Origin of the sequence: Caballeronia sp. NCF2, from assembly GCF_023631205.1 — a bacterium.
Lineage (GTDB): Bacteria > Pseudomonadota > Gammaproteobacteria > Burkholderiales > Burkholderiaceae > Caballeronia > Caballeronia zhejiangensis.
On sequence record NZ_JALQDN010000062.1, the window covers coordinates 108,802 to 132,890 of the forward strand.

Consider the following 24,089-nt stretch of genomic DNA (forward strand, 5'->3'; position numbering starts at 1 on the left):
CGCTTCATGACGTGGATATCGCTGCGCTTCGGACGGCGCATCGGGCGCGTGCTGCTGCGGATCATCACCGCGTATTTCGTCGTGTTCGCGCCGCGCGCGCGGCGTGCGTCGCGCGGCTATCTGAATCGCGCGCTCGGGCGGCATGCGGGCTGGCGCGACGGGTATCGGCATGTGTTTTCGTTCGCATCGACGATTCACGACCGCATCTATCTGCTCAACGAGCGCTTCGATCTGTTCGATATCCGCACGCACGGCGTCGAGGATGTCGAAGCGGCGCTCGCCGGCGGACACGGCGCGTTCTTGATGGGCGCGCATCTCGGCAGCTTCGAAGTGGTGCGCGCGATCGGGCGGGCGCAGCCGCATATCCGCATCGCGATCACGATGTATGAAGAGAACGCGCGCAAGATCAACGCGATCCTCGCCGCCGTGAATCCGGCCGCGCATCACGATGTGATCGGTCTCGGCAAAGTCGATGCGATGCTCAAGGTGCGCGAGCGGCTCGATGCGGGCAGCCTCGTCGGCATTCTCGCGGACCGCACGCTGCCCCAGGCCGGCGACGCGCTCAGGGAACGCGACTTTCTCGGCGCGCCCGCCGCGTTTCCGCTCGGGCCGCTGCATATGGCGGCGGTGCTGCGCCGTCCGGTCGTCTTCATGACGGGGCTGTATCTCGGCGGCAATCGCTACGACATCCATTTCGAAACGCTCGCCGATTTCTCGACGATCGAGCGCGGCGAGCGCGCCGCCGCCGTCGATGCCGCGCTCACGCGCTATGTCGCGCTGCTCGACAAGTATTGCCGCGCCGCGCCGTACAACTGGTTCAACTATTTCGATTTCTGGCAGACGAGCGCCGCGCAGGACCACGCGCCCGCGAGCGCGGCGCCGCTGCGGGAAGCGACGAGGGATTCCTGAACTCATGCGAATTTTCGCCGCCGTTCTGACGGCCGCCTTGCTGTCGGCTGCATCGACGATCAGTGTCGCCGCCGACGCCCCCTGGACGCTCGATCGCCTGATGAACACGCTCGGCGCGAAGAAATCGGGCCGCGCGCATTTCACCGAGACGCGTTATCTGAAGATCGCGCAGGCGCCGCTCGAATCGTCGGGCGAGCTCGTGTTCGTCGCGCCCGATCATCTGGAAAAGCACACGACGAGTCCGAAGCCGGAGAATCTTGTCGTCGATGGCGACATGCTCACCGTCGACCGCAACGGCCGCAAAATCACGATCCCGCTGCGCAACTATCCGGAACTGGGCGCGTTCATCGAAAGCATTCGCGCGACGCTCGCGGGCAACCGCTTCGCGCTCGAAAATGCGTACAAGGTTTCGATCGACGGCAAAGGCAACGACTGGACGATGACGCTCGTGCCGATCGATTCGCGCATGCAGCAGAAAGTCAGCTCGATCACGCTCGCAGGCACGGGCGCGGCGCTCGCGCGCGTCGAGATTCGCCAGGCCGACGGCGACCGCTCGCTGATGCGCCTGCAAGACGCGTCGGCGCACTGACCGCGGCATGCGCGCGGTCTCGCGGTCCTTGCGTCAGCCGGCGGTCATCGTCTGGCTGTGCTTTCTCGCGGCGTGCGCGGCGATCATCGCGCGCGCGAGCTTTTCCGCCGATCTCTCCGCTTTCCTTCCGCGCACGCCGAGTGAGCAGCAGCGCGTGCTCGTCGAGCAGTTGCGCGACGGGCTCGTGTCGCGGCTGATTCTCGTCGGCATCGAGGGCGGCGATGCTAATGCGCGCGCCGAACTCTCGCGCAAAATCGCGGCGACGCTGCGCGAGGACAAGCGCTTTTCGGCGATCAACAACGGCGAGCCGGTCGGACAGGCGCGCGACGAGCGCTTCGTGTTCGAGCATCGCTATCGGCTGAGTCCATCGGTTACGCCCGAGCGCTTCAGCGAATCCGGCCTGAAAGACGCGCTCGCCGACAGTCTCGACCTGCTCGCCTCGTCCGCGGGCATGATGACGAAGGACTTGCTGCCGCACGATCCGACCGGCGAAGTCACCGCGCTCGTCAGCCGTCTCGACAGCGGCGCGCAGCCCGCGATGCACGGCGGCGTGTGGGCATCGCGCGACGGCCAGCGCGCCGTGTTGCTCGCGCAGACCGCGAGCCCCGGTTCCGACACCGACGCGCAAGCGAGCGCGATGGCCGCGATCCGCGCCGCGTTCGACAAGGCCGCGCCGGGCGCGACGCCTTTTCGCCTGCTGCTGACGGGGCCGGGCGTCATCGCCGTCGAATCGCGCGACACGATCATGCGCGACGTGCGCTGGCTGTCGGCGGCGAGCATCGTGCTGATCGTCGTGCTGCTGCTCGCGGTGTATCGGTCGGTGCCGACGCTCTTGCTCGGCCTGATGCCGGTGCTTTCCGGCGTCGCGGCGGGCGTGGCCGCCGTGAGCCTCGCGTTCGGCACGGTCCACGGTCTGACGCTCGGTTTCGGCACGACGCTCATCGGCGAGGCGGTCGACTATTCGATCTATCTCTTCGTGCAATCGGCGGGCGTTCAACGGCGCGAATCGCTGAAGGACTGGGTCGCGGGCTTCTGGCCGACGATCCGTCTCGGCGTGCTGACGTCGATCTGCGGCTTCGCCTCGATGCTCTTCTCCGGCTTTCCGGGCCTCGTGCAGCTTGGGCTGTATTCGATCGTCGGTTTGTCGACGGCGGGCATCGTCACGCGCTTCGTGCTGCCGCATCTGCTGCCGCAAGGCTTCGCGATTCGCGATGTCTCGCGCCTCGGCAATGTGCTCGCGCGTTTCGCCGCGCGCGCGTCGCACTTGCGCGTGGCGCTCGCGGTGCTGCTTTTCGCCGCGCTCGCGACGCTGCTCATGCAGCGGCACGGCTTGTGGAGCCAGGAGTTGTCGTCGCTCAGCCCGGTTCCGAAGGCGAGCCAGGATCTCGACGAACGCCTGCGCGCGGATGTCGGCGCGCCGGACGTGCGCTATCTCGTCGTGGTGTCGGCGGCGAGCGAGCAGGCCGCGCTCGAGCGCGCGGAAGCCGTCGCGCGGCAATTGCAGCCGCTCGTCGATGCCCGCGTGATCGCCGGTTTCGAAAGCCCGGCGACGTATCTGCCGAGCGACGCCGCGCAGCGCGCGCGCATCGCGAGCCTGCCGGATGCCGATACCTTGCGCGCGCGTCTCGCGCCCGCTTTGCGCAATCAGACGATCCAGGTAAAGCCCGAGGTTTTCGAGCCTTTCATCGCCGATGTCGAAGCCGCGCGCGCGCAGCCGCTCTTGCGACGCGCCGATCTGCGCGGCACGTCGATGGCGCTCGCCGTCGATTCGCTTCTCACCGAACGCGACGGCCGCTGGACCGCGATGCTGCCTTTGCGCGCGGCCGAAGGCTCGGACGTGCAGGTGCACCAAATTCGCGCGGCGGTCGCGGCGGCGCGCGTGCCGGACGCGCTTTTCGTCGACATGAAAGCGGAAGCCGATCGCCTCTACCGGAACTACGTGCACGAGGACATTCGCCTGTCGCTCGGCGGATTCGCCGCGATCGTCGTGCTGCTGGTGCTCGCGCTGCGCTCACCGGTGCGCGCGGCGCGCACGCTGGCGCCGCTCGTCGCGGCGGTGATCGTCGTGATCGCGAGCCTCGCGCTCGCGGGCAAGTCGCTGACGATCCTGCATCTGATCGGCATGCTGCTGATTGTCGCGGTCGGCTCGAATTACGCGCTCTTCTTCAACTATCGCGCGCACGCCGAAAACGACGCGGTTTCGCCGCAGACGCTCGTCTCGCTCGTGATCGCGAATCTCGCGACCGTGCTCGGCTTCGGGCTGCTCGCGCTGTCGAACGTGCCGATGCTCAAGACCTTCGGGTTGACGGTCGGTCCCGGCGCGATTCTGGCGCTGCTGTTCTCGGCGATTCTCGCGCCGCGCTCGGGATTGTCGCGATGAACGCGCCCGGCGAGCCGCGCCGCTGGACGCCGACGCCCTTGATCGGCGGCGCGGCGGCCGTGCACGCGGGCGCGCTGGCATCGCTGATCCTCGCGCCCGCGACCTGGCCGTGGGCGGCGGGCGGCGTGATCGCGTCGCATCTCGCGCTGACGGCGGCGGGACTCTGGCCGCGAAGCGCCCTGCTCGGCCACAACTGGACGACGCTCCCCGAATCGGCGGGTGCGTGCATCGCCATCACCATCGACGATGGCCCCGATCCCGACGTGACGCCGCGCGTGCTCGATCTGCTCGACGCGCATCGGGCACGGGCGACGTTCTTCTGCATCGGCGAGCGGGCGCGCGCCTATCCGAACATCGTTCGGGAAATCGTCGCGCGCGGACATGCCGTCGAGAATCACAGCCAGCGGCATCGGCATGATTTTTCGCTGATGGGACCGGGCGCGTTGCGGCGCGAGATCGACGCTGCGCAAGCCACGTTCGAGGAAATCGTAGGCACGCGGCCCCTCTTCTTTCGCGCGCCAGCGGGCTTGCGCAATCCGTTTCTCGAACCGGTGCTGTGCGCGCTCGGCCTGCAGCTCGCCAGCTGGACGCGGCGCGGTTTCGATACGCGCACCGGCGACGCATCGCTCGTTTCGCGACGTTTGCTGAACGGATTCGCTGCGCGCGACATTCTGCTCGTCCACGATGGCCACGCCGCAAGGGACGCAAACGGCGCGCCCGTCCTGCTCGCCGCGCTCGACACCGTGTTGCGCGCGGCGGCGGATCGCGGGCTTGTCACCGTCACATTGCGCGAGGCGATCGTCGGATAGACGGCGCGGCCCCTCCGCTCGATTCTGGTGAGCACCCCATTCACTCCGCGCACACTATTATTTCGGATTGCAAATAAGAATCTTCCGGAAGAGAAAAGCCACAGTCGCAAAGTATGCTTGGATCCGAAGCGATGTGTCTTTTTCCGTAAACAATATGTCGGATGACGAAGATAAGGGGTGACTGTGAGAGGGCTTGAACGAATTGCTTTTGATGCACCGAAGTCACTGGCGGAGATCACCGAGGAGCGGCTACGACAGTTGATCGTCAATGGAGAACTGGAGTTTGGGGAACAAGTCACGGAATCCAGGCTGTCCGACCTTTTTGGCTTGAGCAAAACGCCCGTCCGTGAAGCGCTCCTTCGATTGAGCATTGCCGGCCTCGTCGAGATAAAAGCGCGGTCGGGAACGTATGTGTTCTCGCTGACGGACAAGAACATCTGCGACATCAGTACGCTACGCATTACGCTCGAACAGGCCGCCATTCGCTCCGCCATGCGCGAGAACGCTGCCCGCCTCATGGAAGAACTGAACCGGAACCTCGACGCTGCACGCGCCTTGCACGCAACGTTCGAGTTGGCAACGTATCGCGCGCTCGATCATGAGTTTCATCAGATTCTCGTCAGGCATTCGGACAACCCTTATCTGATCGATTGCTACTCGACGATAAGCACGAAGGTATTGGCGATGCGCAATCGCCTGACGTTCTCGCGCGAGTACATCAATAAATCGATTGACGAGCATCGTGCAGTCACCCGCGCGCTGGTCGAAAACGATGTCGACGGAGCCTGCATCATTCTTGCAGAACACGTCAACTGTGGCTTCACGGAGCGCACGCGACGTCTGTTGACAGACATCGCGCGAATGCAGTAACGCTGGGCGCGTGGTGCGCTTATTCGATCGTGAAGGCGTGATACCGCTTCACGACGTCATCGTTCAGTTCTTGCCCAAGCCCCGGCAAATCCGGGACTGAGAAGTCGCCGCGCTCGGGTTGATAGTCGTGAATGCACAACTCGCGCACGCAATCCTTCAGGCTGTGCGTGTGATGCTCGTGAATGATGAAGTTCGGTACCGCGGCTTCGAGGTGGAGCGCTGCCGCAGTCGAGACCGGCCCGCCGCAGATATGCGCCTGCATCGTCGCGTCGTACAGGTTTGCATAGTCACAGATTTTCTTCGCCTCCGTCAGTCCGCCGCAAAGGCAAATGTCCGGCTGTATCACGGCCACGGCCTGTTTTTCGAACAGATCGCGATAACCCCAACGCGTATAGCAGCGTTCGCCGGTTGCGATCGGGATTGACGTATTGCGCGCGACCATCGCCATGTTGTCCATGTTGAGCGGATGAACCGGCTCTTCATAGAACAGGATGTTGTACGGCTCGACAGTCCGCGCGAACTGGATTGCTGCGTTGACCCCAAGCAGCGCATGCGCTTCGATGATGATGTCGACGTCCGGCCCGACAGCTTCGCGCATGGCCGCGATCCGTTCCTCACCCATGCGCAACTGGTCCGCTCGTAACAGCCCGAAGTAGTTCTGGTTGACTTCCCAATCGAGCGGCGGGCCGCCGTTGCGGTCGACTTGCAACGGGTCGACCTTGATCGCCGTATAACCCTGCGAGACGGCTTTGCGTGCTGCGTCGGCGTACTGCTCGGGGCGTGTGAGCATTTGATGCGTGTCGCTCCAACCGAACTGAAGTTGACTGGCATAGGCGCGCAACCGCTCGTTTGTCTTGCCGCCGAGCAACTGATAGACCGGCGCGCGCAGGGCTTTGCCGCGAATGTCCCACAGAGCGATATCGATCGCGCTCATGCCCGCGTAGAAGACGTTTCCGCCGCCCATGCCCCAAAACGTTGCGCGGAACAGGTTTTCCCAGATGGCTTCGACCTTCATCGGATCTTTGCCGATGATGCGCGGGGCCAGGTCGCGCACGATGCCGACGCCCGCCTTTGCGCCCGCACCATAGGCCAGGCCGACTTCGCCGATGCCGCTGATTCCTTCATCGGTATTGATACGGATAAGGACCGGATTGAAGCGCGCCATGCGCGGATCGGTTCGGCTGACTTCACAATCGAATATTTCGACGTTCGTTATTTTCATTTATCAATATTCCAGAGAGACTTCGATGGAGCCCGATGCGACGATGTCAAGCGTTCGCGGTTTGCGCCGACGGACCGACCTTCGGTGTCTGGCGAGGAATGCTCATCGTGACCAGCACACAGAACGCGGCGACGCACAAAGCCGCCTCGACCATGAACACGCCATATGATCCGTAAGCCTGAGAGACATGTCCGAGCGCCTGGTTCGCGAGAAAGCCGCCGAGACTGGAGCACGAGTAGATAAAAGCGATGCTCAACGCGAGACCGGCCGGGGACAGCATTGCAGGGGGAATGGCCCAATACGGGCCGTAGAAGCTCAGAATGCCAACGCCAAACAACGCCATGCCAGCCATGCGAAGCGACATGGACGGAACGCTCGCGATGACGAAGAAGCCGACACCCGCAAGCAGCATCGGTAGCGCGGCGTGCCATTTGCGCTCGCCCGTGCGGTCGGAGTGCGCGCCCCAAAGCGGCATCGATATCATCGCGCAGACATACGGCAGCGCCATGATGAGCCCGGTTTGCGTATCGGTCAGGGACGCCGCGAATCCCTTCACCTGCCCCGGAAGCCAGTAATTCGATGCTTGCGAGGCCGCTTGAATCAGCATGTATGAGAGCGCCAGTTTCCAGATCGTCGAATTGCCCAACACCATCTTCAGCGTCGGCTGTTCGTCGGCGCCCTGCGCGCTTCTTTCCCGCTGCAACTCCGCTACGAGCCACGCTCTTTGATCCTTGTTCAGCCATTTGGCATCCGCAGGCGCGTCGACCAGAATGAAGAAAGCCAGACCGCCCAGCAGAATGGTCGGCACGCCTTCGATCGCGAATAGCCAGCGCCAGCCGCCATACCCGGCCATGTGGACGTGCTCGACGATCCAGCCGGACATCGGCCCCGCGACGACCGAGGAAAAGGCAATCGCCATCATGAAAAGCGACGTGACCTTGGCTCGCTCGCGAGCAGGGAACCAGCAGGCGAGATAGAAGATCATGCCGGGGAAGAAACCCGCTTCGAACACGCCGAGCAGCAGGCGCGCGATCGCGACGTGGGTCGCAGTCTGGGCAAAGAATGTCAGTGCTGTAACCGCGCCCCACACTATGACGATGAAGCTGATCCAGCGGCGCGCGCCCAGGCGCTGAAGCGCGAAGTTGGCCGGAATCTGGCACAGCAGATACGACGCAAAAAACATCGATGCGATCGTGCCGAACTGGGTCGGGGAAATGTCCAACTCCCGATTCATTTGCAGGGCCGCAAAACCGACATTCACCCGGTCGAGATAGTTGAAGAAGTAAAGAATGAACGCGAACGGCACGATCTTCCACATCACCGTTCGAATGACCTGCGGCCCAAATTCCTGACGCTCCAAAAATGCCTCCCGAATATCGAATGGTCAACATACCTATTTAATATTGACAACACGGTATCCAGCAGCGTTTTCTCCGTCAACCCGAAGTATCTGATGTATGAGACACCAATTTGTGTGCCGTAGCGTGTCACGCTTCGCTTTATTAAATCTTCGCAATTCTAAACATCCAAGAACGATCGATAGACAACGTCCTATTTGAGCGAAGACCTTCAGTCAGCGAATTTTTCGAAGCCAAAACCGAAACAGGAGAATGAAAGGTGCCAGCGCAAGAAGCATCACGATTTCCAGTGCCCCTTCGCACTCGAGGCAACGTGGTTCAGAATCCGGATGCCGTCGCCGAAGCGAGGCTGTGGTCTTTGCTCGACGCAAAAGCCGTCGCCATACTTGAAGCGACGCCTGAGCTCGACAGCATCATTGAACGCTTGCATCAAAGTCACGGATATCTCGCAAGAGCCGAGGCGGATCTCTTGCATCTGCGGAGCTCGCTCAGGATGCTGGCCACGCAAAAACGGGCCGCGCAAGCGGATATAGACGCGGCAGTCGAGCAAGCAACGACCGCGGTTAGCAGGACCGTCGAAAACCGCGTGCAACTTGCACTTGACGCGTCGCGAAACGGAATAAACGTCAGGTTCTTTTGCGTCGATCACTTCGAGAATCCCGCGAGCGCAGACGGTCTGTGAGGGCCGAAATCTTCGCGCAACGATCGATCCGCGCGCGGATGTGCTTCGTCGCGATGCGGAAAAAAACAACGTGTTCAGACTCGAACATGTTCAACGATCTCCGGCGCTTTCGAAAGATTGAATCTATAGTCGAGGGCTGACCCGTCAGGGGCCGTTGCATACGTGAACTCACCCTCGCCCGAATGCTGCCCGCCGCGCTCATCGAAACCGCCAGCCGCCCCTACCGCGCGGCGGGCCGGTTCGCGTGGCACTTCGCATCGGCCAAGCTGCGTCGCGATCCGTTCTTCGCCCATATCCTCGCGCACGGCCTGATTCCGGATGGCGCGCGCATCCTGGATCTCGGCAGCGGCCAGGGCTTGCTCGCCGCGTGCCTCGTCGGCGCGCACGCGTGGCATCGCGAACACGCCCAGCGTGCGTGGCCCGCGCGCTGGCCCGCGCCGCCCGTGCCGCGCTCGATTCACGGCATCGATCTGACGCCGCGCGACGTCGCCTGGGCGCGCATCGCGTTGCAGGCGCACGAGGCGCGCATCCGATTCGTGTGCGACGACATTCGCGCGGCGCCGTTTCCCGATGCCGATGTCGTCGTCGCCTGCGATGTGCTCCATTACGTCGATGCCGACGCGCAGGTGTCGATCCTCCGCCGCGCGCGCGCCGGCCTCGCGGCGAACGGCGTGCTCCTGCTGCGCGTCAGCGATGCCGCCGCGGGCTGGCACGCGCGCCTCGATCGCGCCATCGATTTCGGCATGCAGATCGCGCGTTCGGGGCGCGCGAACGGTCTGACGGTCCGCAGCGAGGCGCAATGGCTCGCGCTGCTCGGCGATCTGCGATTCGCGGTCTCCATCCGTCAGATGGGCCACGGCGCGCACGACGCCAATCGTCTGTTGATTGCGCGTCCCGTCGGCTGATTGGCGGCATCGTCCAAAGGCCTCGTTTGTTACAATTCATCGTTTTCGAACGCTCCCGACTCAAGGGAAACGAGCCCGTAGTGAATCCTCTTCTGCTTACGCATTTCACCGCGACGAGTTGCGCGGGCCGCGGGCTCGACGCGACGCTCGCCGCGCTCTCGGACGCACGCAGCGGACTCGCGCCGTGCGACTTCGAGGGCGCCGCGCTTGCCACTTATACGGGCCGCGTCGCGGGCATCGAGGATGCGCCGGTGCCCGCGGATCTCGCCGCGTTCGACTGCCGCAACAACCGGCTCGCGCAACTCGCGATGACGCAGGACGGCTTCGACGACCGCGTCCGCGAAGCGATCGCGCGTTACGGCTTGGAGCGCGTCGGCGTGTTCATGGGCACGAGCACGGCGGGCATCCTCGAAACCGAACTCGCCTACCGGCGTCGCGACACCCGGACGGGCGCGCTGCCCGCCGATTTCAATTACGCCAACACGCACAACCCCTATTCGCTCGCCGCTTTCGTGCGCGCCTATTTCGGGCTGCGCGGGCCGGCGGCGTCGGTGTCGTCGGCGTGTTCGTCGGGCGCGAAGGTGTTTGGGTCGGCGCGGCGCATGCTCGAAAGCGGCGTGATCGATGTGGCCATCGTCGGCGGCGTCGATACGCTCTGTCTCACGACGCTCTACGGTTTCAATTCGCTGGAACTGCTCGCGCCGGGTCCGTGCAAGCCGTTCGACGTGAAGCGCGACGGCATTTCGATCGGGGAGGCGGCGGCGTTCGCGCTGCTCGAACGCGATTTGGCCGATCCCGCCGATGACGACGCGATCCGCCTGCTCGGCATCGGCGAATCGAGCGATGCGTATCACATGTCGTCGCCGCATCCGGAGGGACTCGGCGCGCGGATCGCGATGGAACAGGCGCTCGCGAGCGCCGGTCTCGATGCGAGCGACATCGGCTACGTGAATCTGCATGGCACGGCGACGCCCAGCAACGACGCCGCCGAAAGCCGCGCTCTTACGAGCCTGTTCGCGCGCGTGCCGTGCAGCTCGACCAAGGGCGCGACGGGGCATACGCTCGGCGCGGCCGGCGCGCTCGAAGCGGTGATCGCCGCGTTGACGCTGCAGCACCAGATGATTCCCGCAGGCGCCAATACCACCGAGCCGGACCCGGCGCTCGGCCTCGACTACGTGCTGACGACGCGCGCCGCGCCGTTGCGGGCTGTGCTGTCGAACTCGTTCGGCTTCGGCGGGACGAACTGCAGTCTCGTGTTCGGACGCAAGGGAGCGGCATCGGCATGACTCCATTGCGTGCATTTATCGAAGGCATCGGCGTGATTGGTCCGGGCCTGGCCGGCTGGCCCCATGCCGCCGACGTGCTGACGCAGCGCGCCGTTCGCGACGCCGCTCAAACCGTGCTGCCCGCGCCCGCCGGTCTGCCGCCGGCCGAACGCCGCCGCACCGGGCCGGTCGTGCGCGCGGCGCTCGCTGCCGCGCACGAAGCGGTCGCGCAGAGCGGCCGCGACGCCGCGACGCTCGCTGCCGTGTTCGCGGCATCCGGCGGCGATGGCGGGAATTTCCACGCGATCTGCGAAACCCTCGCGAGCGCCGAACCGCAGCTCTCGCCGACGCGCTTCCACAACTCGGTCCACAACGCGCCCGCGGGCTACTGGAGCATCGCGACGCGCGCAATGGCCGCGTCGAATGTGCTGTGCGCGTACGACGGCAGCTTCGCGGCCGGCTTGCTGGAAAGCCTCGCGCAAGTGAGCGTCGATGGCGCCGCGACGCTGCTCGTCGCCTACGACACGGACTATCCCGAGCCGTTGCGCCAAGTGCGTCCCATCGTCGATGCGTTCGGCGTCGCGCTGGTGCTCGCGCCGCATGAGAGCGAGCGGACGCTCGGGCGCATCGAAGCGCATCTGTCGGACGAGGACGCTTCCGCTTTCGCCGATGCCGGTCTCGAAGCGCTGCGCCTGTCGAATCCCGCCGCGCGCGCGCTGCCGTTGCTCGACGCGCTGGCGCATCGGCGGGCGGCGAACGTCGTGCTGGATTATCTCGACGGCACGCAGCTCGCCGTGAGCGTCGAGCCGTCATGATGTTCGGCCGCGACTGGATCGCCGCGCGCATTCCGCATAGCGGCTCCATGTGTCTGCTGGATGGCGTCGTCGCGTGGGATGCAAAGCGCATCCGCTGCACCGCGACGAGTCATGTTTCGCCGGATAATCCTTTGCGCTCGAAGGGACGTCTCGCGTCGGTATGCGGCATCGAATACGCGGCGCAGGCGATGGCGGCGCATGGCGCGCTCGTCGCATCGAACGAAGCGAGACCGCGCGTCGGGATGCTGACCAGCGTGCGTGGCGTGGAAACGCACATCGACCGGCTCGACACGCTCGACGCCCCGCTCGATATCGAAGCCCAACGCATGGGCGGCGACGACAACACCGTGCTCTACCGCTTCACCGTTCACTGCGCAGGCCGGCTGCTGCTGAGCGGCCGCGCTGCGGTGATTCTCGACGCCGCTCAGCGCGCCGGTTTCGTCGCGCAATAAGCGGAAAATATGCCGAGCTCGACGTCGCGGCGCACGTCGATGAAACCGGCGCGCTCGATCGCGGCGATCACATCGGCGGGCGGCACGCAGGCCTCGATCGTGTCCCAGTAATAGCGCATCAACTCGACGCTTTCCCCTTTCTTGCCGACGATGCGCGCGATCGTCGGCACGACGCCGCGCATATAGAACTTCAGTGCAGCGATGCCGATACCATGCCCGGGCCGCGTGATTTCCAGCACGCAGAGCCGTCCGCCGGGCGCGAGCACGCGGAAGTATTCGTCGAAGGCCTTCGAAAGATCGCTTACATGACGCAGCGCGAAGCCCATGCTCAGAAAATCGTAGGCGGCGTTCTCGCACGGCAGATCTTCCGCCGTGCCGATGCGCGTTTGCACGCCGATCGGCAGATGCGCCTCGCCGACCATGCCCGGACTCGGATCGACGCCGGTCACGAGCGCCGGATCGCCGGTGATCGCGACGGCTTCCCTCGTGACGAGCCCCGTTCCCATGCCGACATCGAGCACGCGCATGCCGCGCGCGAGTCCCGCCGATCGCAGCGCGCGATTTCGATACCACGAACCGGAACCGAGCGCCATCACGCGTTCGATCGCGTCGTAGTCGGATGCGGTGCGGTCGAAGATGCCGCGCAGCCAGACGCGCCTTTTCGATTCGTCGGCGTAGTAGGAGGTGAGCGGCTCGTGCGGGGCTTTCTTGTCGAGGGGATCGCGCCGATGAGAGGTCATTCAGTCTCCAGATTTCGCTGTTCGTTTTATCGCTTCAGTGGAGCGTCGTCCACGCAAGCGCGATGGAGAACGTGGCCAGCACGATCGATGCCCCGCGCTGAACGCGCTCGGGACTCAGCCACGCGAGACGCCCGGTGCCGAGCGCCGCGCCGAAGGTGATCCACAGAAAGCCGATCGGAATCAGCGCGGCGGCGAAGATCGACATCGTCTGAAGATAAACGACGGCATTGCCGAAGGCGCTGGCCGGAAAGATCGCGCTCGCGAAGAGCATCGCCTTTGGATTGAGCAATGTGGTGACGAAGAGGGTGCGCATGCCGACCGTCTTTTGCGCGGACGTCGGCAGGGAGACGGCAGTGCGCCACATCAGGACGGCGAGATAGGCGATGTAGACGCTGCACGCGACGCGCAGAAATGTCGGGAGCCAAGTGAGAAAGCCGGCCGCGTGCGTGACGAGATAGCCCCAGACGGAAATTGCGATGAGGTAGCCGGCGAGCTCGGCGGCCATGAGCGGCGTGGCGCGCCTGACGCCGCGACGCAAGCCCGCGGTCGCGAGCAGTGTGTTGGTCGGTCCGGGCGTGATCAGGATGATGACGATGCCGAGCAAAAGGAGCGCGGCCTGGGAGCTCGAATGCATGGAACGGTTTTGAATATTGGATGCAACGTGCTTAATACCATAATTCGATGCCGTTTCTGCCGCGCGGCAAGGTTTGCTAGCCGTGTCCAGGGGCGCATCGACGGCGTCAGCGCGCAAGCGGCTTCGCCTGCTCCATCGACGACGCGCGCACGAACTTCCCCGCGCCGAGATGGTGAATCGTGTGTAGCGGCTGATTCGATTCGTCGATGATCCAGTGGCCGTCGACGAACACGCGCGAATCGGCAGCGGCTGCGACGACTTCGGCAAAACAGGTGTCGTAGGCGTCTTCCGTGTGCTTCTCGTCGATCAGCCTGCATTCGAGCCAAGCCGCGCAATTCGTTTCGATGAGCGGCAGACCGAGCACCGGCCCTTCCACGATGTCGATTCCGAAGGCCTCGAACTTGTCGATCTCGCGCCCGCTCGTCGAGCCGACGGCGTACGTGAGATCGATCATCGCCGCACCCGGCACGACGATGCCGAACGTGCCGCTCGCGGCGGCGAGCTCGCGCGTGTAGGTGCGCTTGTCGATCACGACGGCGATGCGCGGCGGCGTGAACTCCACCGGCATCGACCAGGCGGCGGCCATCACGTTGCGGCGCGCGCCGTGCGCGCTGGTGACGAGAACGGTCGGACCGTGGTTGATAAGGCGGCTGGCGTGCTCCAGCTTGACGGGACGGAAATGGCTCATGGTTTTATGTGTGCAAAAGACAGTGCGGGCCATTGTATGCGGCGTTCAAAATGCGCGCGTCCGCCGATCGATCCTAAGAAGATCTTCTTGACAGACACTCTTACGATATATATCTTTAGATATGTTTTACGACATATCTGGAGTGTTCCCTATGAAATCCCGCTGCTTTCAACGTGCGCGTGACGGCGGTTTCCGCGCATTCGGCTTTGATGGTTCTGCGTTCGACGCCCCAGAGTGGCACGAACGATTCGCTTTCGAACGTTGGGGAATGATCGGCCGTCATCGCCATGGCGGCGGCGGTCGCTTCGGCGGCGGCCCCGGTGGCATGGGCGGGTTCGGCGGCGAAGACGGCATGCCGCGCGGCCGCAAGTTCTCGTCGGACGACTTGCAACTGTTGCTGCTCGCAATGCTCGCCGAAGCACCGCGTCATGGTTATGAACTCATCAAGGCGCTCGAAGACCGCTCTAACGGTTTCTACGCGCCGAGTCCCGGCATGGTCTATCCGGCGCTCACCTATCTCGAAGAGCTCGGTTATACGACCGTCGAGCTGGAAGGCAACCGCAAGCGCTATGCCCTTTCCGACGCGGGCCGCGAATACCTCGCATCCAATCGCGAACGCGTGGACATCATGCTCGCGAAGCTCACGCATTTCGCCCGCAAGATGGATCTCGTGCGCCGCGCGTACATGGGCGAAGAAGTCGACGACGCCGCCGCCGACAACGGCTGGGCGCCCGAGCTGATCGCCGCTCGCCGCGCGCTGAAGAAGGCGCTGCTCTTGCGCACCGACGCATCGCAGGAAGAACAACGCCGCATCGCCGCGATCCTCGCGCGCGCGACGGCCGAAATCGAACAAAACCCGGCGCCGAAGCAGGCGTAAGGAGCCAAAGACGATGACCGATTCCATCCTGCAAGACCGGCCCGATCTCGAAGTCACGCGTGTGCGCCACGCGCTCAAGTTTCGGCTGCTGAAAGTCACGCGCGTCCAGGCGCTCAATCCGCACTTCGTGCGCGTGACCTTCACGGGTGACTCGCTCGACGATTTCGTCAGCGCATCGTTCGACGATCACGTCAAGCTGTTTTTCCCCGCGCCGGGCGAGACCCTGCCCGCGCTGCCGCAAGCGGGTCCGAACGGTCCCGAGTTCGATCCGGCCAAACCGCGTCCGATTGCGCGCGATTTCACGCCGCGTCGTTTCGACCGTGATGCGCGCGAGCTCGATATCGAATTTGCACTCCACGAAGCCGGTCCAGCAACGGCCTGGGCCGCGCAGGCCGCGCCCGGTCAGCATCTCGGTATCGGTGGACCGCGCGGTTCGTTCGTCATCCCAACTAACTTCGACTGGCATCTGATGATCGGCGATGAAACCGCGCTGCCCGCCATCGCGCGTCGTCTCGAAGAACTGCCCGAAGGCACGCGCGTCGCGACGCTCATCGAAGTGGCCGATCCTTCCGCGCGTATCGAATTCGACACGCGCGCCGATCTGTACGCGCAATGGCGTTATCGCAACGAAAGCTCACATCCCGGCGGCGCGTTGCTGCTCGCCCTTCGCGAAACCTATGTGCCCGATGGCGAAGGCTATGTGTGGGCGGCGGGCGAAGCCACGCTCATGCGCGAAGTGCGCAAGCTGCTATGCGACGAACGCGGCATCGACAAGAAACGCATTCGCGCTTCGGCTTACTGGAAACGCGGCGAACAAGGCGTGCACGAAACGATCGACGGTTGATTCGTGATCGCCCGACGATAAACCGGTGATAATCGAGGCACGGAGACGTTCAACGCTTATCACACGGCAGGGCGACCATGACCGACACGTTCAAGAAAAAGTCCGATGACGAACCCGCGCAACCGAGCGGCCTGCGCAAATCGCTGACGAGCTATGGCGACAATGGCTTCTCGCTTTTTCTGCGCAAGGCGTTTATCAAGGGCGCGGGTTATACCGATAGTGCGCTCGATCGGCCCGTCATCGGCATCGTCGATACGGGCAGCGCGTATAACCCGTGCCATGGCAATGCGCCGCAACTCATCGAAGCCGTCAAACGCGGCGTGATGCTCGCGGGCGGCTTGCCGATGGATTTCCCGACCATATCGATCGCCGAATCGTTCTCGCAACCGACGAGCATGTATCTGCGCAATCTGATGTCGATCGACACCGAAGAGATGATCCGCGCGCAACCGATGGACGCGGTCGTGCTGATCGGCGGATGCGACAAGACCGTGCCCGCGCAGTTGATGGGCGCGGCATCGGCGGGCGTTCCCGCGATTCAACTCATCACCGGCTCGATGCTTACAGGAGCCCATCGCGGCGAGCGCGTCGGCGCATGCACCGATTGCCGGCGCTATTGGGGCCGCTTTCGCGCGGAGGAGATCGACGAAGCGGAAATCGCAGCGGTGAACAATCGACTCGTCGCGAGCGTGGGGACATGTTCCGTGATGGGCACGGCGAGCACGATGGCGTGCATCGCCGAAGCGCTCGGCATGACCGTGCCAGGCGGCGCCTCGCCGCCTGCGGTGACGTCGGATCGTATGCGCGTTGCCGAGCTCACTGGCACGCAGGCCGTGCAGATGGCGCGCGAGAATCTCACCATCGACAGGATCCTCACGGCTGAAGCATTCGAGAACGCAATGCGCGTGCTGCTCGCGATAGGCGGCTCGACCAACGGCATCGTGCATCTCACGGCGATCGCGGGACGCATGGGTTATGACATCGATCTGCAAGCGCTCGATCGCATGGGACGCGAGACTCCCGTGCTCGTCGATCTGAAGCCGTCCGGATCGCATTACATGGAGGACTTTCACAAGGCCGGCGGCATGGCTACGCTGTTGCGCGAATTGAAGCCGCTATTGAACCTGAACGCGCTGACGGTGACGGGCCGCACGCTCGGCGAAGAGATCGATGCTGCGGGCCCCGCTTTCGCGCAGAATGTCGTGCGCCCCTTCGACAAGCCGATCTATCCGCAAGGCGGCATCGCGGTGCTGGACGGCAATCTCGCGCCGGGCGGCGCGATCATCAAGCAATCGGCGGCGAATGCGAAGTTGATGGAACACGAAGGGCGCGCGGTCGTGTTCGAGAACGGCGCCGATCTCGCGGCCCGCATCGATTCGGATGATCTCGATGTCACGCCCGACGATATCCTCGTGCTTAAGAACATCGGGCCGAAGGGTGCGCCGGGCATGCCCGAAGCGGGTTATATCCCTATCCCGCGCAAGCTCGCGGTAAAGGGCGTCAAGGATATCGTCCGCATCTCGGATGGACGCATGAGCGGTACTGCGTTCGGCACCATCGTGTTGCACGTGACGCCTGAAGCGGCGGTGGGCGGTCCGCTCGCGCATGTTCGAACGGGCGACCGCATTCGCCTGAGCGTATCGAAACGCGAGATCAGTCTGCTCATCAGCGATGAAGAACTCGCAGCGCGCGCTAAAGGGTCGCCGGTCACGATTCCCACTGCGGATCGCGGTTATCGCAAGCTGTTCTATGACACCGTCACCCAGGCGGACAAAGGCGTCGACTTCGACTTTCTTCGAGCTACGCAGACCCGCGGGGTGATACCGCGCCGATAGGCTCGAAAGGCCACTTGAGCGTGGCCTTTTTTTCAACCGGGACTCGATCCGTCAGCCACGGCTTCCGAAGGATCTTTGGAACTGCGATAGACATACACTTGCGTGCCCACAGGACTTGTCTCCCACAGTCGCTGCATGACTGCCTCTGATCCTACTCCCATGCAGCCATGGCTGGCGCCCTCATATCCTTGGTTCTGAAAATCGTATGAGAGGTGGAAGGCCTGACCGGAGTGCTTGTCTTGATCCCTGTCCCATGCAATGAACATCGCATAGGGCATGGGCGTTCCATAGGCCTTTGAAATGTGATGGCGGCTCTTGAAAGCTATGCGTCCGCGACCTTCGCCTGTGGCATATCGCGCACCGCGGGCATCGCCGGGACGCACATAATACGACCACTGCGCTATGCCATTTTTATAAACCGTTGCGGTGAAAGTCGTCTTATCGACACAAATGATGTGCTTGGCTTTGGAGCAAATGGAAGGCACCGTCGTGGATGCGGGTGTCGGTGCCGTATCGAAGCTGAAACCATCCGGGACGACGGGGCCGGCCGTCTTTCCATCGTGAGGTTCAATGGCTGGATTCGCAGCATACGATGCACTGGCCTGAGCCTGAATCACCTCGATTGCATCGACTACAGACAGCCCTTTCAAGGGATCCGAAGCGAGCACCGGGCTCGACGCGACCGCTTCCATCGATACATTTGCCGCCGCGTCAGAAGGCATGACATTGACGCTTGCGGCTAGCGCGCCTAACGCCAGCACAGCCACGACACCTACAGCCAGCCATTTCCAACGGCGCTGGCCCAAACAGAAACTACGCACTCCCTATCCCTCTTAAAACGAAGTCGTCGCAAAAATTGAAGCGATGCGATTATCAACGCTCTCCGAGGGGTTGTCGATCAGCCACTTCTGGTTGTACCGCGACATATCGCAGCACGCGTTTCTCTACGCGTGGGTGATGCGGTTTCCGATACCGTCGCATAAGCGCATCAGGCGTGATGCGTTTGCAACGCCGCGCCGCGAATCTCAATCACGTCCGCCGAATCAGCGACGCATGCGGTTGCGATCAGCACCTCCCGATTCGTATGGCGGCACACCACGTTACGAACACGGTCCATGCCGAAGCTGAAGACGCCGCGCTTCCTTGCACCGAGCACGACGAGATCCGCATCGAGGCGATTGGCTTCATCGGCGATGATGCGGCCGACGCTGCGCCCGTCTCGCGGCAACGTGCGCGTTTGCCAGTCCGCATCGATGCCCGCACGCCGAAGCATCTTCTCGCTGCTGCCGCGAATCAAGAGCGCGAGCTGATTCACGAGCGCGGGCAGGTCCGATAGACATTCCATCTGCCATCCCGCCCACCACGGCGACGATTCGATCACATGCAGCACGGTCAGACGCGCGTTGTTTTCGCGCGCCCGCGCAATCGCGGTCGACAGAGCGGCTTCGCTGAAACTCGCGCCCACTGCGACGAGGATATGTCGATACATGGCGCAACCCTCCGATCAATCGATGACATCCATCGCTCTATGCATGACATCATGATCGGCGACGACAATTAGGGGAAAGTGAGCGCGAAGCGCACGAGCCTGTACGATGCGATAAATCAAACTGATGCCATCGGGCACCTTCACATGGACAATCGGGAACTGCTCAATCTCGCGTATCTGCGCGCATTTCGGCTCGTCGCGCAAACGGGCAGCGCCACGCGCGCCGCAGCGGCGCTGTTCCGCGCGCAATCGGCGGTCACACGCTCGCTGCAGGAACTCGAAGCGGCGGTCGGGGAAACTTTATTGGAGCGTCGTCCGTCGGGCATGTTGCCCACGCCTGCGGGACGCGCTGTGCTGTTGCGCTGCCAGCGCATCTTCGCCGAACTCGAAGAACTGGCGCAGTGGTGCGCCACGCGCCAGTCACGGCGTCGGACCGCGACAGGCGGCACGCTCCCGGCCTTTCTGCTCAATACACGGCGGCTTCAGTTGTTCTCGGCACTCGCGCGCCATCGGCATATGCCGAGCGCAGCGCAGACGTTGGGGCTCAGTCAACCGGCCGTCAGCAGCGCGATCCGCATCATGGAGACCGGCGCTGGCATGCAACTGTTTTATCGCAGTCCGCGCGGGTTGCTGCTCACCAGCGAAGGCGAAACTTTCGTGCTGCATGTGCGGCGCGCGCTGAACGAACTGCGCCACATTCCTGATGATCTCGCGGCGCTGCGCGGCACGATTCAAGGCTATGTCACGGTCGGCGCGCTGCCGCTTGGCAGAACGTTGATCCTGCCTGGCGCGATCGCGCGCGTTGCCGCGCAATATCCAGGCGTGCGCGTCGTGACGGATGAGAGCTCGTATGAAACGCTGGTCGCGGGACTGCGTGCCGGCGATATCGATTTCGTGCTCGGCGCGTTGCGTCAGAACGATGCGTCGAGCGGACTCGTCAATGAGCGCCTCATGTCGGAAGATATCGTCGTGATCGCGCGTCGCGGGCATCCGCTTGCAGCGCGAAGTGCCCTGACGCTCAAGGACCTGATCGCTGCACAATGGATTCTGCCGCGTAGCCAGGCACCCGCGCGCGGAATGTTCGAAGCGCAGTTCAAGCGATGGAAACTGAAACCGCCGATGCCGACCGTCGAGACCGCCGATCTCGCGGTCATTCGCGGGCTCCTGATGCATACCGACATGCTCGCTGCCGTATCCGCACAACAACTGCACTACGAATGCGAGTCGGGTCAGCTAACCGTAATGGACATTCCGCTGCAAGCCACGCGCCGCGAGATCGGGCTTACGATGCGCGCAGGCGGCACGCCCTCGCCGGCCGCGCGTGCATTGATCGACGCAATCCGCTTGACCGTCGATCAACTCGGGCATGAGTTGCGGCGCGAGTCGCGCAGTATCGTCAAGACAGTCGGCGCAAATGTGTCACCTTGATTGCGAACTGCTTTCAAGGTCATCTGAATTGTTTATCGCGCAGACGCGTTTTGTACTGGGCTCCATTCGTGTTGTATCGTTCGAGAGAACGCGATAACCGCAACGGCAAGGAGATGCCATGAACGAACAGCAATGGCTGGCGATGGACGAATACCTGTGCGATCGAACGCAAACGCCGGACGCCGCACTCGAAGCCGCATTGAAATCCAGCGCGGACGAAGGGCTGCCTGCGATCAACGTCGCGCCAAACCAGGGCAAGCTGCTGCAGATGCTCGCGCAGTTGCGCGGCGCGCGACGCATTCTCGAACTCGGCACGCTCGGCGGCTACAGCACGATCTGGCTCGCGCGTGCCCTGCCTGCGGACGGTACGCTCATCACGCTCGAAGCCGTCGAGCACCATGCTTCCGTCGCGCGCAAGAACATTGAACGCGCCGGATTGTCGGGCGTTGCGTCGGTGATTGTCGGCGACGCTGTGGATACGCTCGAATCATTCGTGCGCGACGGCATTCCGCCTTTCGATTTCATCTTTCTCGACGCCGACAAGAAAAGTTATCCCGCCTATTTGCGCCTCGTGTTGCGCCTGAGCCGGCCCGGCACGGTGATCGTCGCGGACAACGTGATCCGCAGTGGCCGCGTGGCGGACGTCGGCAGCGCCGACCCCGACGTCATCGGCGTGCGCAAGTTCTTCGACATGCTCGCAGCCGATACCCACGTGACGTCCACGGCGATTCAAACGGTCGGCAGCAAAGGGTGGGACGGATTCTCGATCTCGATCGTCTCGTGAACGGCGCCCGCAACGGTTGGTGCATCGAGACGCCTCGTTCGACTTCCTCTTACTCCGACGACATCTCCTGCCTGCGCAAGCCGAGCCATCTGCCTCGCAATGCGGGCGCACCACTTTGCGAGCGAGGATGCGGCAGCTTTCTGCATTCGACATGCATGTCGCGCGAAGCCGCCGCGGCCACGAACCTGTCGATCTCCTCGCGCACGTCGGGGTCGATATAGTCCGCGCGTGAAGCGTCGAAGATCACCGTCGCGCCGTCGGGTATCGTGCGCAGATGATGTTTCAGCGTGACCTTGCCAAGAAATGAAACGTCTTTTCTGAACGACACCAGATAGTGATCGTCGTGCTGCGCAATCGTAATGGGACGGCTGAGGTTCGCGCGCATGGCAAGCAGAAGACTGCATGCAATGCCGAGCAGAATGCCCATCAGCAGATCGGTCAACAGCACGCCGGCAATCGTCGCGATGAACGGCACGAAGCGCTCGATGCCCTGTTTCGCGACCGCTGCGAACAACGAAGGCTTGGCGAGCTTGAGACCCGTGAAGATCAGGATCGCCGCGAGACAGGCCAGCGGAATCAGGTTGATGACGCTCGTCAGCGCGAACACGCTCACGAGTAGCAATGCGCCATGCATGAACGACGACCATCGGCTCTGCGCGCCCGCATGCACGTTCGCCGAACTGCGCACGATGACGGAAGTTATCGGCAGCGCGCCAATCGCACCTGCCATCATATTGCCGATGCCCTGCGCCTTCAGCTCGCGATCCGGATGCGCCGCGCGCTTCTTGGGATCGAGTTGCTCGACAGCTTCGAGGCTCAGCAGCGTTTCGAGGCTTGCGACGATAGCAAGCGTGAATGCGAGCCGCCACACATCGGGGTTCGCGAACTGCGAGAAGTTCGGCAATTCGAGCGCATTCGTGAACGCGGTGAACGACTCCAGCGACGGCAGCGCGACGCGATGTTGCGCGGGCGGTGCGAAGCCAGGCGCGAACAGATCGAGCAGCAGAGTCGCACCGATGCCGAACGCGACCACTGCGAGCGGCGCGGGCACGGCGCGCACGAGCGCAAAGCGACGCATCGAGCGTGTTTCCCAGCCTGCGAGCATCGCAAGCGAGACTACGGCGACAATGCACGCCGCTGCGGATATCGGACCGAAGGGCGTGTCGAGCATGCCCGGACCGTTCGCTGCAGTCGCGCCTGCATTCGCGAATCCCGCAGCAAGCGGAATCTGCTTGATGACGAGCAATAGGCCAATAGCCGCGAGCATGCCTTTGATAACCGACGAAGGCACATAGGCCGCGAAGCGCCCCGCTTTCAACATGCCGAAGCCGAATTGAATCGCGCCTGAAAGCAGCACCGCGAGCAGAAACGCGGAGAAGCTGCCAAGCCCGGCGATGCCATCGACGACGATGACGATCAAGCCCGCGGCAGGGCCGCTCACGCTCAATTGCGAGCCACTCAGCAACGCGACGACGAGGCCGCCGATAATGCCCGACAGCAGACCGGCGAACGGCTCCACGCCGGATGCATTGGCGATGCCGAGACACAAGGGCATCGCGACGAGAAACACGACAGTGCCCGCGAACATGTCTCGCGGAAAAGTGGCTAGACGGTTATGCGAGTTCATGGTTTTTTTCGAACGAGTTGGGTCCTGCGAATGTCGCGAAAGCGACCTCGCATCGATAAGCGATCGTTGGAAATGAGCGGGCTTAGGCGGCCCGAAGCGATGTGACCTGCGCGCTCGCAATGTCGCGACTGTCGCTCTCTTCGGCATAGCCCGAAGCGAGCACTTTGATGAGCCCGTCGTACAGGCCGAAGATCCAGCCATGAACGCGTGGCGGCACGTCGTGCTCTCGCACGATGGCGTGTTCTCGCAAAAGCCGCACTTGTTCGAGCACGTTCAGTTCGGCGAGTCGATTTGCGCGCGCGTCGAGCTCGCCGAATGAATCGAGTTCGTGCCGATGCCGTTCGCCCAGCGCGCACAGCGGCGCGATCCGGCGATTCACATGCGGCAGGTCGCTCGATTTCGGCAGGAGCGAGGCGCGCACGCCACCGCATCCGTAATGGCCGCAAACGATTACGTGATCGACCTTCAAAACGCGCACCGCGTATTCGAGCACGCTCAACGTGTTGTCATCGGATGGAGAAAAAAGGTTAGCGATGTTGCGATGTACGAAGAGGTCGCCAGGATTGGCGTTCGTCACAGTCTCGGCGGGCACGCGGCTATCCGCGCAGCCTATCCACAGCACTTTAGGGCTCTGTCCTTGGGCGAGACGCGGAAAAAATTGCGCGTCGGCGTGCGCGGTCTCGCGCGCCCAGGCAATGTTTTCCAGAAGCATTCGTTTCGGTCGATTCATGCAGATCTCTCCAGAACGGGCGCGCCATAGTTGCACACGCAAGTATTCGAATAAGGGCCGCATCTGCGTTGCAGTGCAGCGAGATTCTTACGAATAACTTTCGCAGAAAAAGTTCAGCGCTGTCCAGAGAAAAAACAGACAAATAAATTTATTTTTT

At 63.2% G+C, this 24,089-nt stretch carries 24 protein-coding genes; 15 read left to right on the plus strand and 9 right to left on the minus strand.

Annotated elements, in window-relative coordinates:
* Positions 1-6: 6 nt before the first annotated feature.
* The 5 genes from NCS02_RS21405 to NCS02_RS21425 all read left to right on the plus strand — a co-directional run bounded on the left by NCS02_RS21405 (position 7) and on the right by NCS02_RS21425 (position 5,557).
* Positions 7-909, plus strand: a complete 903-nt coding sequence (locus NCS02_RS21405; protein ID WP_051079015.1) for a lysophospholipid acyltransferase family protein — start codon at positions 7-9, stop codon at positions 907-909.
* Between the two features lie 4 nt (positions 910-913).
* The gene (locus NCS02_RS21410) at positions 914-1,498 is read left to right on the plus strand and encodes a LolA family protein (protein WP_250441020.1); all 585 of its coding nucleotides are present in this window, start codon (positions 914-916) and stop codon (positions 1,496-1,498) included.
* A gap of 7 nt (positions 1,499-1,505) precedes the next feature.
* Complete coding sequence (locus NCS02_RS21415) at positions 1,506-3,878, plus strand: MMPL family transporter (protein WP_250519971.1); 2,373 nt, start codon at positions 1,506-1,508, stop codon at positions 3,876-3,878.
* The gene (locus NCS02_RS21420) at positions 3,875-4,687 is read left to right on the plus strand and encodes a polysaccharide deacetylase family protein (protein ID WP_250503284.1); all 813 of its coding nucleotides are present in this window, start codon (positions 3,875-3,877) and stop codon (positions 4,685-4,687) included. Before NCS02_RS21415 ends, NCS02_RS21420 begins: the two co-directional genes overlap by 4 nt.
* Positions 4,688-4,870: 183 nt before the next feature.
* The gene (locus NCS02_RS21425; RefSeq protein ID WP_160172879.1) at positions 4,871-5,557 is read left to right on the plus strand and encodes a GntR family transcriptional regulator; all 687 of its coding nucleotides are present in this window, start codon (positions 4,871-4,873) and stop codon (positions 5,555-5,557) included.
* A gap of 19 nt (positions 5,558-5,576) precedes the next feature.
* Here NCS02_RS21425 and NCS02_RS21430 read toward each other — a convergent pair whose 3' ends face one another.
* Complete coding sequence (locus NCS02_RS21430; protein WP_175981046.1) at positions 5,577-6,779, minus strand: mandelate racemase/muconate lactonizing enzyme family protein; 1,203 nt, start codon at positions 6,777-6,779, stop codon at positions 5,577-5,579.
* Between the two features lie 46 nt (positions 6,780-6,825).
* Positions 6,826-8,097: an MFS transporter gene (locus tag NCS02_RS21435; protein WP_250523283.1), complete on the minus strand. Its 1,272-nt coding sequence runs from the start codon at positions 8,095-8,097 to the stop codon at positions 6,826-6,828.
* A gap of 353 nt (positions 8,098-8,450) precedes the next feature.
* On the opposite strand from NCS02_RS21435, the gene NCS02_RS21440 reads away from it, so the two are divergent.
* The 5 genes from NCS02_RS21440 to NCS02_RS21460 all read left to right on the plus strand — a co-directional run bounded on the left by NCS02_RS21440 (position 8,451) and on the right by NCS02_RS21460 (position 12,256).
* Positions 8,451-8,819: a hypothetical protein gene (locus NCS02_RS21440; protein ID WP_175981049.1), complete on the plus strand. Its 369-nt coding sequence runs from the start codon at positions 8,451-8,453 to the stop codon at positions 8,817-8,819.
* Between the two features lie 182 nt (positions 8,820-9,001).
* A complete protein-coding gene (locus NCS02_RS21445; RefSeq protein WP_250519972.1) occupies positions 9,002-9,724 on the plus strand; it encodes a class I SAM-dependent methyltransferase in 723 nt (240 codons plus the stop codon).
* 80 nt (positions 9,725-9,804) lie between these two features.
* Positions 9,805-11,010, plus strand: a complete 1,206-nt coding sequence (locus NCS02_RS21450) for a beta-ketoacyl-[acyl-carrier-protein] synthase family protein (RefSeq protein WP_033536216.1) — start codon at positions 9,805-9,807, stop codon at positions 11,008-11,010.
* On the plus strand, positions 11,007-11,804 hold the full coding sequence (locus NCS02_RS21455; protein WP_250503290.1) for a beta-ketoacyl synthase chain length factor: 798 nt from the start codon (positions 11,007-11,009) through the stop codon (positions 11,802-11,804). The genes NCS02_RS21450 and NCS02_RS21455 overlap by 4 nt, the downstream gene beginning before the upstream one ends.
* Positions 11,804-12,256 carry an ApeP family dehydratase gene (locus NCS02_RS21460; protein ID WP_008348304.1) on the plus strand — a complete coding sequence of 151 codons (453 nt, stop codon included), beginning with the start codon at positions 11,804-11,806 and terminating at the stop codon, positions 12,254-12,256. The genes NCS02_RS21455 and NCS02_RS21460 overlap by 1 nt, the downstream gene beginning before the upstream one ends.
* Here the strand turns inward: NCS02_RS21460 and NCS02_RS21465 are convergent.
* The 3 genes from NCS02_RS21465 to NCS02_RS21475 form a co-directional block, all read right to left on the minus strand.
* Positions 12,229-12,996 carry a class I SAM-dependent methyltransferase gene (locus NCS02_RS21465; protein WP_175981054.1) on the minus strand — a complete coding sequence of 256 codons (768 nt, stop codon included), beginning with the start codon at positions 12,994-12,996 and terminating at the stop codon, positions 12,229-12,231. The two genes, NCS02_RS21460 and NCS02_RS21465, sit on opposite strands and share 28 nt — an antisense overlap.
* Positions 12,997-13,030: 34 nt before the next feature.
* Positions 13,031-13,630, minus strand: a complete 600-nt coding sequence (locus NCS02_RS21470) for a LysE family translocator (protein ID WP_250503292.1) — start codon at positions 13,628-13,630, stop codon at positions 13,031-13,033.
* Positions 13,631-13,736: 106 nt separating this feature from the next.
* Positions 13,737-14,318 carry a flavin reductase family protein gene (locus NCS02_RS21475; RefSeq protein ID WP_008348308.1) on the minus strand — a complete coding sequence of 194 codons (582 nt, stop codon included), beginning with the start codon at positions 14,316-14,318 and terminating at the stop codon, positions 13,737-13,739.
* A 121-nt stretch (positions 14,319-14,439) separates the two neighbouring features.
* Here NCS02_RS21475 and NCS02_RS21480 point away from each other — a divergent pair, with 121 nt between their 5' ends.
* The 3 genes from NCS02_RS21480 (at position 14,440) to NCS02_RS21490 (ending at position 17,874) form a co-directional block, all read left to right on the plus strand.
* The gene (locus NCS02_RS21480; RefSeq protein ID WP_502800892.1) at positions 14,440-15,195 is read left to right on the plus strand and encodes a PadR family transcriptional regulator; all 756 of its coding nucleotides are present in this window, start codon (positions 14,440-14,442) and stop codon (positions 15,193-15,195) included.
* Positions 15,196-15,208: 13 nt separating this feature from the next.
* Positions 15,209-16,039, plus strand: a complete 831-nt coding sequence (locus NCS02_RS21485) for a siderophore-interacting protein (protein WP_008348310.1) — start codon at positions 15,209-15,211, stop codon at positions 16,037-16,039.
* 77 nt (positions 16,040-16,116) lie between these two features.
* On the plus strand, positions 16,117-17,874 hold the full coding sequence (locus NCS02_RS21490; RefSeq protein WP_250503294.1) for an IlvD/Edd family dehydratase: 1,758 nt from the start codon (positions 16,117-16,119) through the stop codon (positions 17,872-17,874).
* 32 nt (positions 17,875-17,906) lie between these two features.
* Here NCS02_RS21490 and NCS02_RS21495 read toward each other — a convergent pair whose 3' ends face one another.
* Together NCS02_RS21495 and NCS02_RS21500 are read right to left on the minus strand one after the other, a co-directional pair.
* The gene (locus tag NCS02_RS21495; RefSeq protein WP_250523284.1) at positions 17,907-18,680 is read right to left on the minus strand and encodes a L,D-transpeptidase; all 774 of its coding nucleotides are present in this window, start codon (positions 18,678-18,680) and stop codon (positions 17,907-17,909) included.
* A 182-nt stretch (positions 18,681-18,862) separates the two neighbouring features.
* Positions 18,863-19,363, minus strand: a complete 501-nt coding sequence (locus tag NCS02_RS21500) for a universal stress protein (RefSeq protein WP_250503296.1) — start codon at positions 19,361-19,363, stop codon at positions 18,863-18,865.
* 144 nt (positions 19,364-19,507) lie between these two features.
* Between NCS02_RS21500 and NCS02_RS21505 the strand changes: the two genes are divergently transcribed.
* Both NCS02_RS21505 and NCS02_RS21510 read left to right on the plus strand, forming a co-directional pair.
* Positions 19,508-20,791: a LysR family transcriptional regulator gene (locus tag NCS02_RS21505; RefSeq protein WP_175981069.1), complete on the plus strand. Its 1,284-nt coding sequence runs from the start codon at positions 19,508-19,510 to the stop codon at positions 20,789-20,791.
* A gap of 118 nt (positions 20,792-20,909) precedes the next feature.
* Positions 20,910-21,575: an O-methyltransferase gene (locus NCS02_RS21510; RefSeq protein WP_008348315.1), complete on the plus strand. Its 666-nt coding sequence runs from the start codon at positions 20,910-20,912 to the stop codon at positions 21,573-21,575.
* A gap of 49 nt (positions 21,576-21,624) precedes the next feature.
* Here the strand turns inward: NCS02_RS21510 and NCS02_RS21515 are convergent, their stop codons facing one another.
* Together NCS02_RS21515 and NCS02_RS21520 are read right to left on the minus strand one after the other, a co-directional pair.
* The gene (locus tag NCS02_RS21515; protein WP_250503297.1) at positions 21,625-23,202 is read right to left on the minus strand and encodes a SulP family inorganic anion transporter; all 1,578 of its coding nucleotides are present in this window, start codon (positions 23,200-23,202) and stop codon (positions 21,625-21,627) included.
* Between the two features lie 82 nt (positions 23,203-23,284).
* The gene (locus NCS02_RS21520; protein WP_250519973.1) at positions 23,285-23,932 is read right to left on the minus strand and encodes a carbonic anhydrase; all 648 of its coding nucleotides are present in this window, start codon (positions 23,930-23,932) and stop codon (positions 23,285-23,287) included.
* Positions 23,933-24,089 lie beyond the last annotated feature (157 nt).

Coding starts and splice junctions, on each gene's coding strand:
- NCS02_RS21405 (WP_051079015.1), top strand. CDS start 7: ATGACGTGGATATCGCTGCGCTTCGGACGGCGCATCGGGCGCGTGCTG.
- NCS02_RS21410 (WP_250441020.1), top strand. CDS start 914: ATGCGAATTTTCGCCGCCGTTCTGACGGCCGCCTTGCTGTCGGCTGCA.
- NCS02_RS21415 (WP_250519971.1), top strand. CDS start 1,506: ATGCGCGCGGTCTCGCGGTCCTTGCGTCAGCCGGCGGTCATCGTCTGG.
- NCS02_RS21420 (WP_250503284.1), top strand. CDS start 3,875: ATGAACGCGCCCGGCGAGCCGCGCCGCTGGACGCCGACGCCCTTGATC.
- NCS02_RS21430 (WP_175981046.1), bottom strand. CDS start 6,779: ATGAAAATAACGAACGTCGAAATATTCGATTGTGAAGTCAGCCGAACC.
- NCS02_RS21435 (WP_250523283.1), bottom strand. CDS start 8,097: ATGTGGAAGATCGTGCCGTTCGCGTTCATTCTTTACTTCTTCAACTAT.
- NCS02_RS21445 (WP_250519972.1), top strand. CDS start 9,002: ATGCTGCCCGCCGCGCTCATCGAAACCGCCAGCCGCCCCTACCGCGCG.
- NCS02_RS21455 (WP_250503290.1), top strand. CDS start 11,007: ATGACTCCATTGCGTGCATTTATCGAAGGCATCGGCGTGATTGGTCCG.
- NCS02_RS21460 (WP_008348304.1), top strand. CDS start 11,804: ATGTTCGGCCGCGACTGGATCGCCGCGCGCATTCCGCATAGCGGCTCC.
- NCS02_RS21465 (WP_175981054.1), bottom strand. CDS start 12,996: ATGACCTCTCATCGGCGCGATCCCCTCGACAAGAAAGCCCCGCACGAG.
- NCS02_RS21470 (WP_250503292.1), bottom strand. CDS start 13,630: ATGCATTCGAGCTCCCAGGCCGCGCTCCTTTTGCTCGGCATCGTCATC.
- NCS02_RS21475 (WP_008348308.1), bottom strand. CDS start 14,318: ATGAGCCATTTCCGTCCCGTCAAGCTGGAGCACGCCAGCCGCCTTATC.
- NCS02_RS21480 (WP_502800892.1), top strand. CDS start 14,440: ATGTTTTACGACATATCTGGAGTGTTCCCTATGAAATCCCGCTGCTTT.
- NCS02_RS21485 (WP_008348310.1), top strand. CDS start 15,209: ATGACCGATTCCATCCTGCAAGACCGGCCCGATCTCGAAGTCACGCGT.
- NCS02_RS21490 (WP_250503294.1), top strand. CDS start 16,117: ATGACCGACACGTTCAAGAAAAAGTCCGATGACGAACCCGCGCAACCG.
- NCS02_RS21500 (WP_250503296.1), bottom strand. CDS start 19,363: ATGTATCGACATATCCTCGTCGCAGTGGGCGCGAGTTTCAGCGAAGCC.
- NCS02_RS21505 (WP_175981069.1), top strand. CDS start 19,508: ATGGACAATCGGGAACTGCTCAATCTCGCGTATCTGCGCGCATTTCGG.
- NCS02_RS21510 (WP_008348315.1), top strand. CDS start 20,910: ATGAACGAACAGCAATGGCTGGCGATGGACGAATACCTGTGCGATCGA.
- NCS02_RS21515 (WP_250503297.1), bottom strand. CDS start 23,202: ATGAACTCGCATAACCGTCTAGCCACTTTTCCGCGAGACATGTTCGCG.
- NCS02_RS21520 (WP_250519973.1), bottom strand. CDS start 23,932: ATGAATCGACCGAAACGAATGCTTCTGGAAAACATTGCCTGGGCGCGC.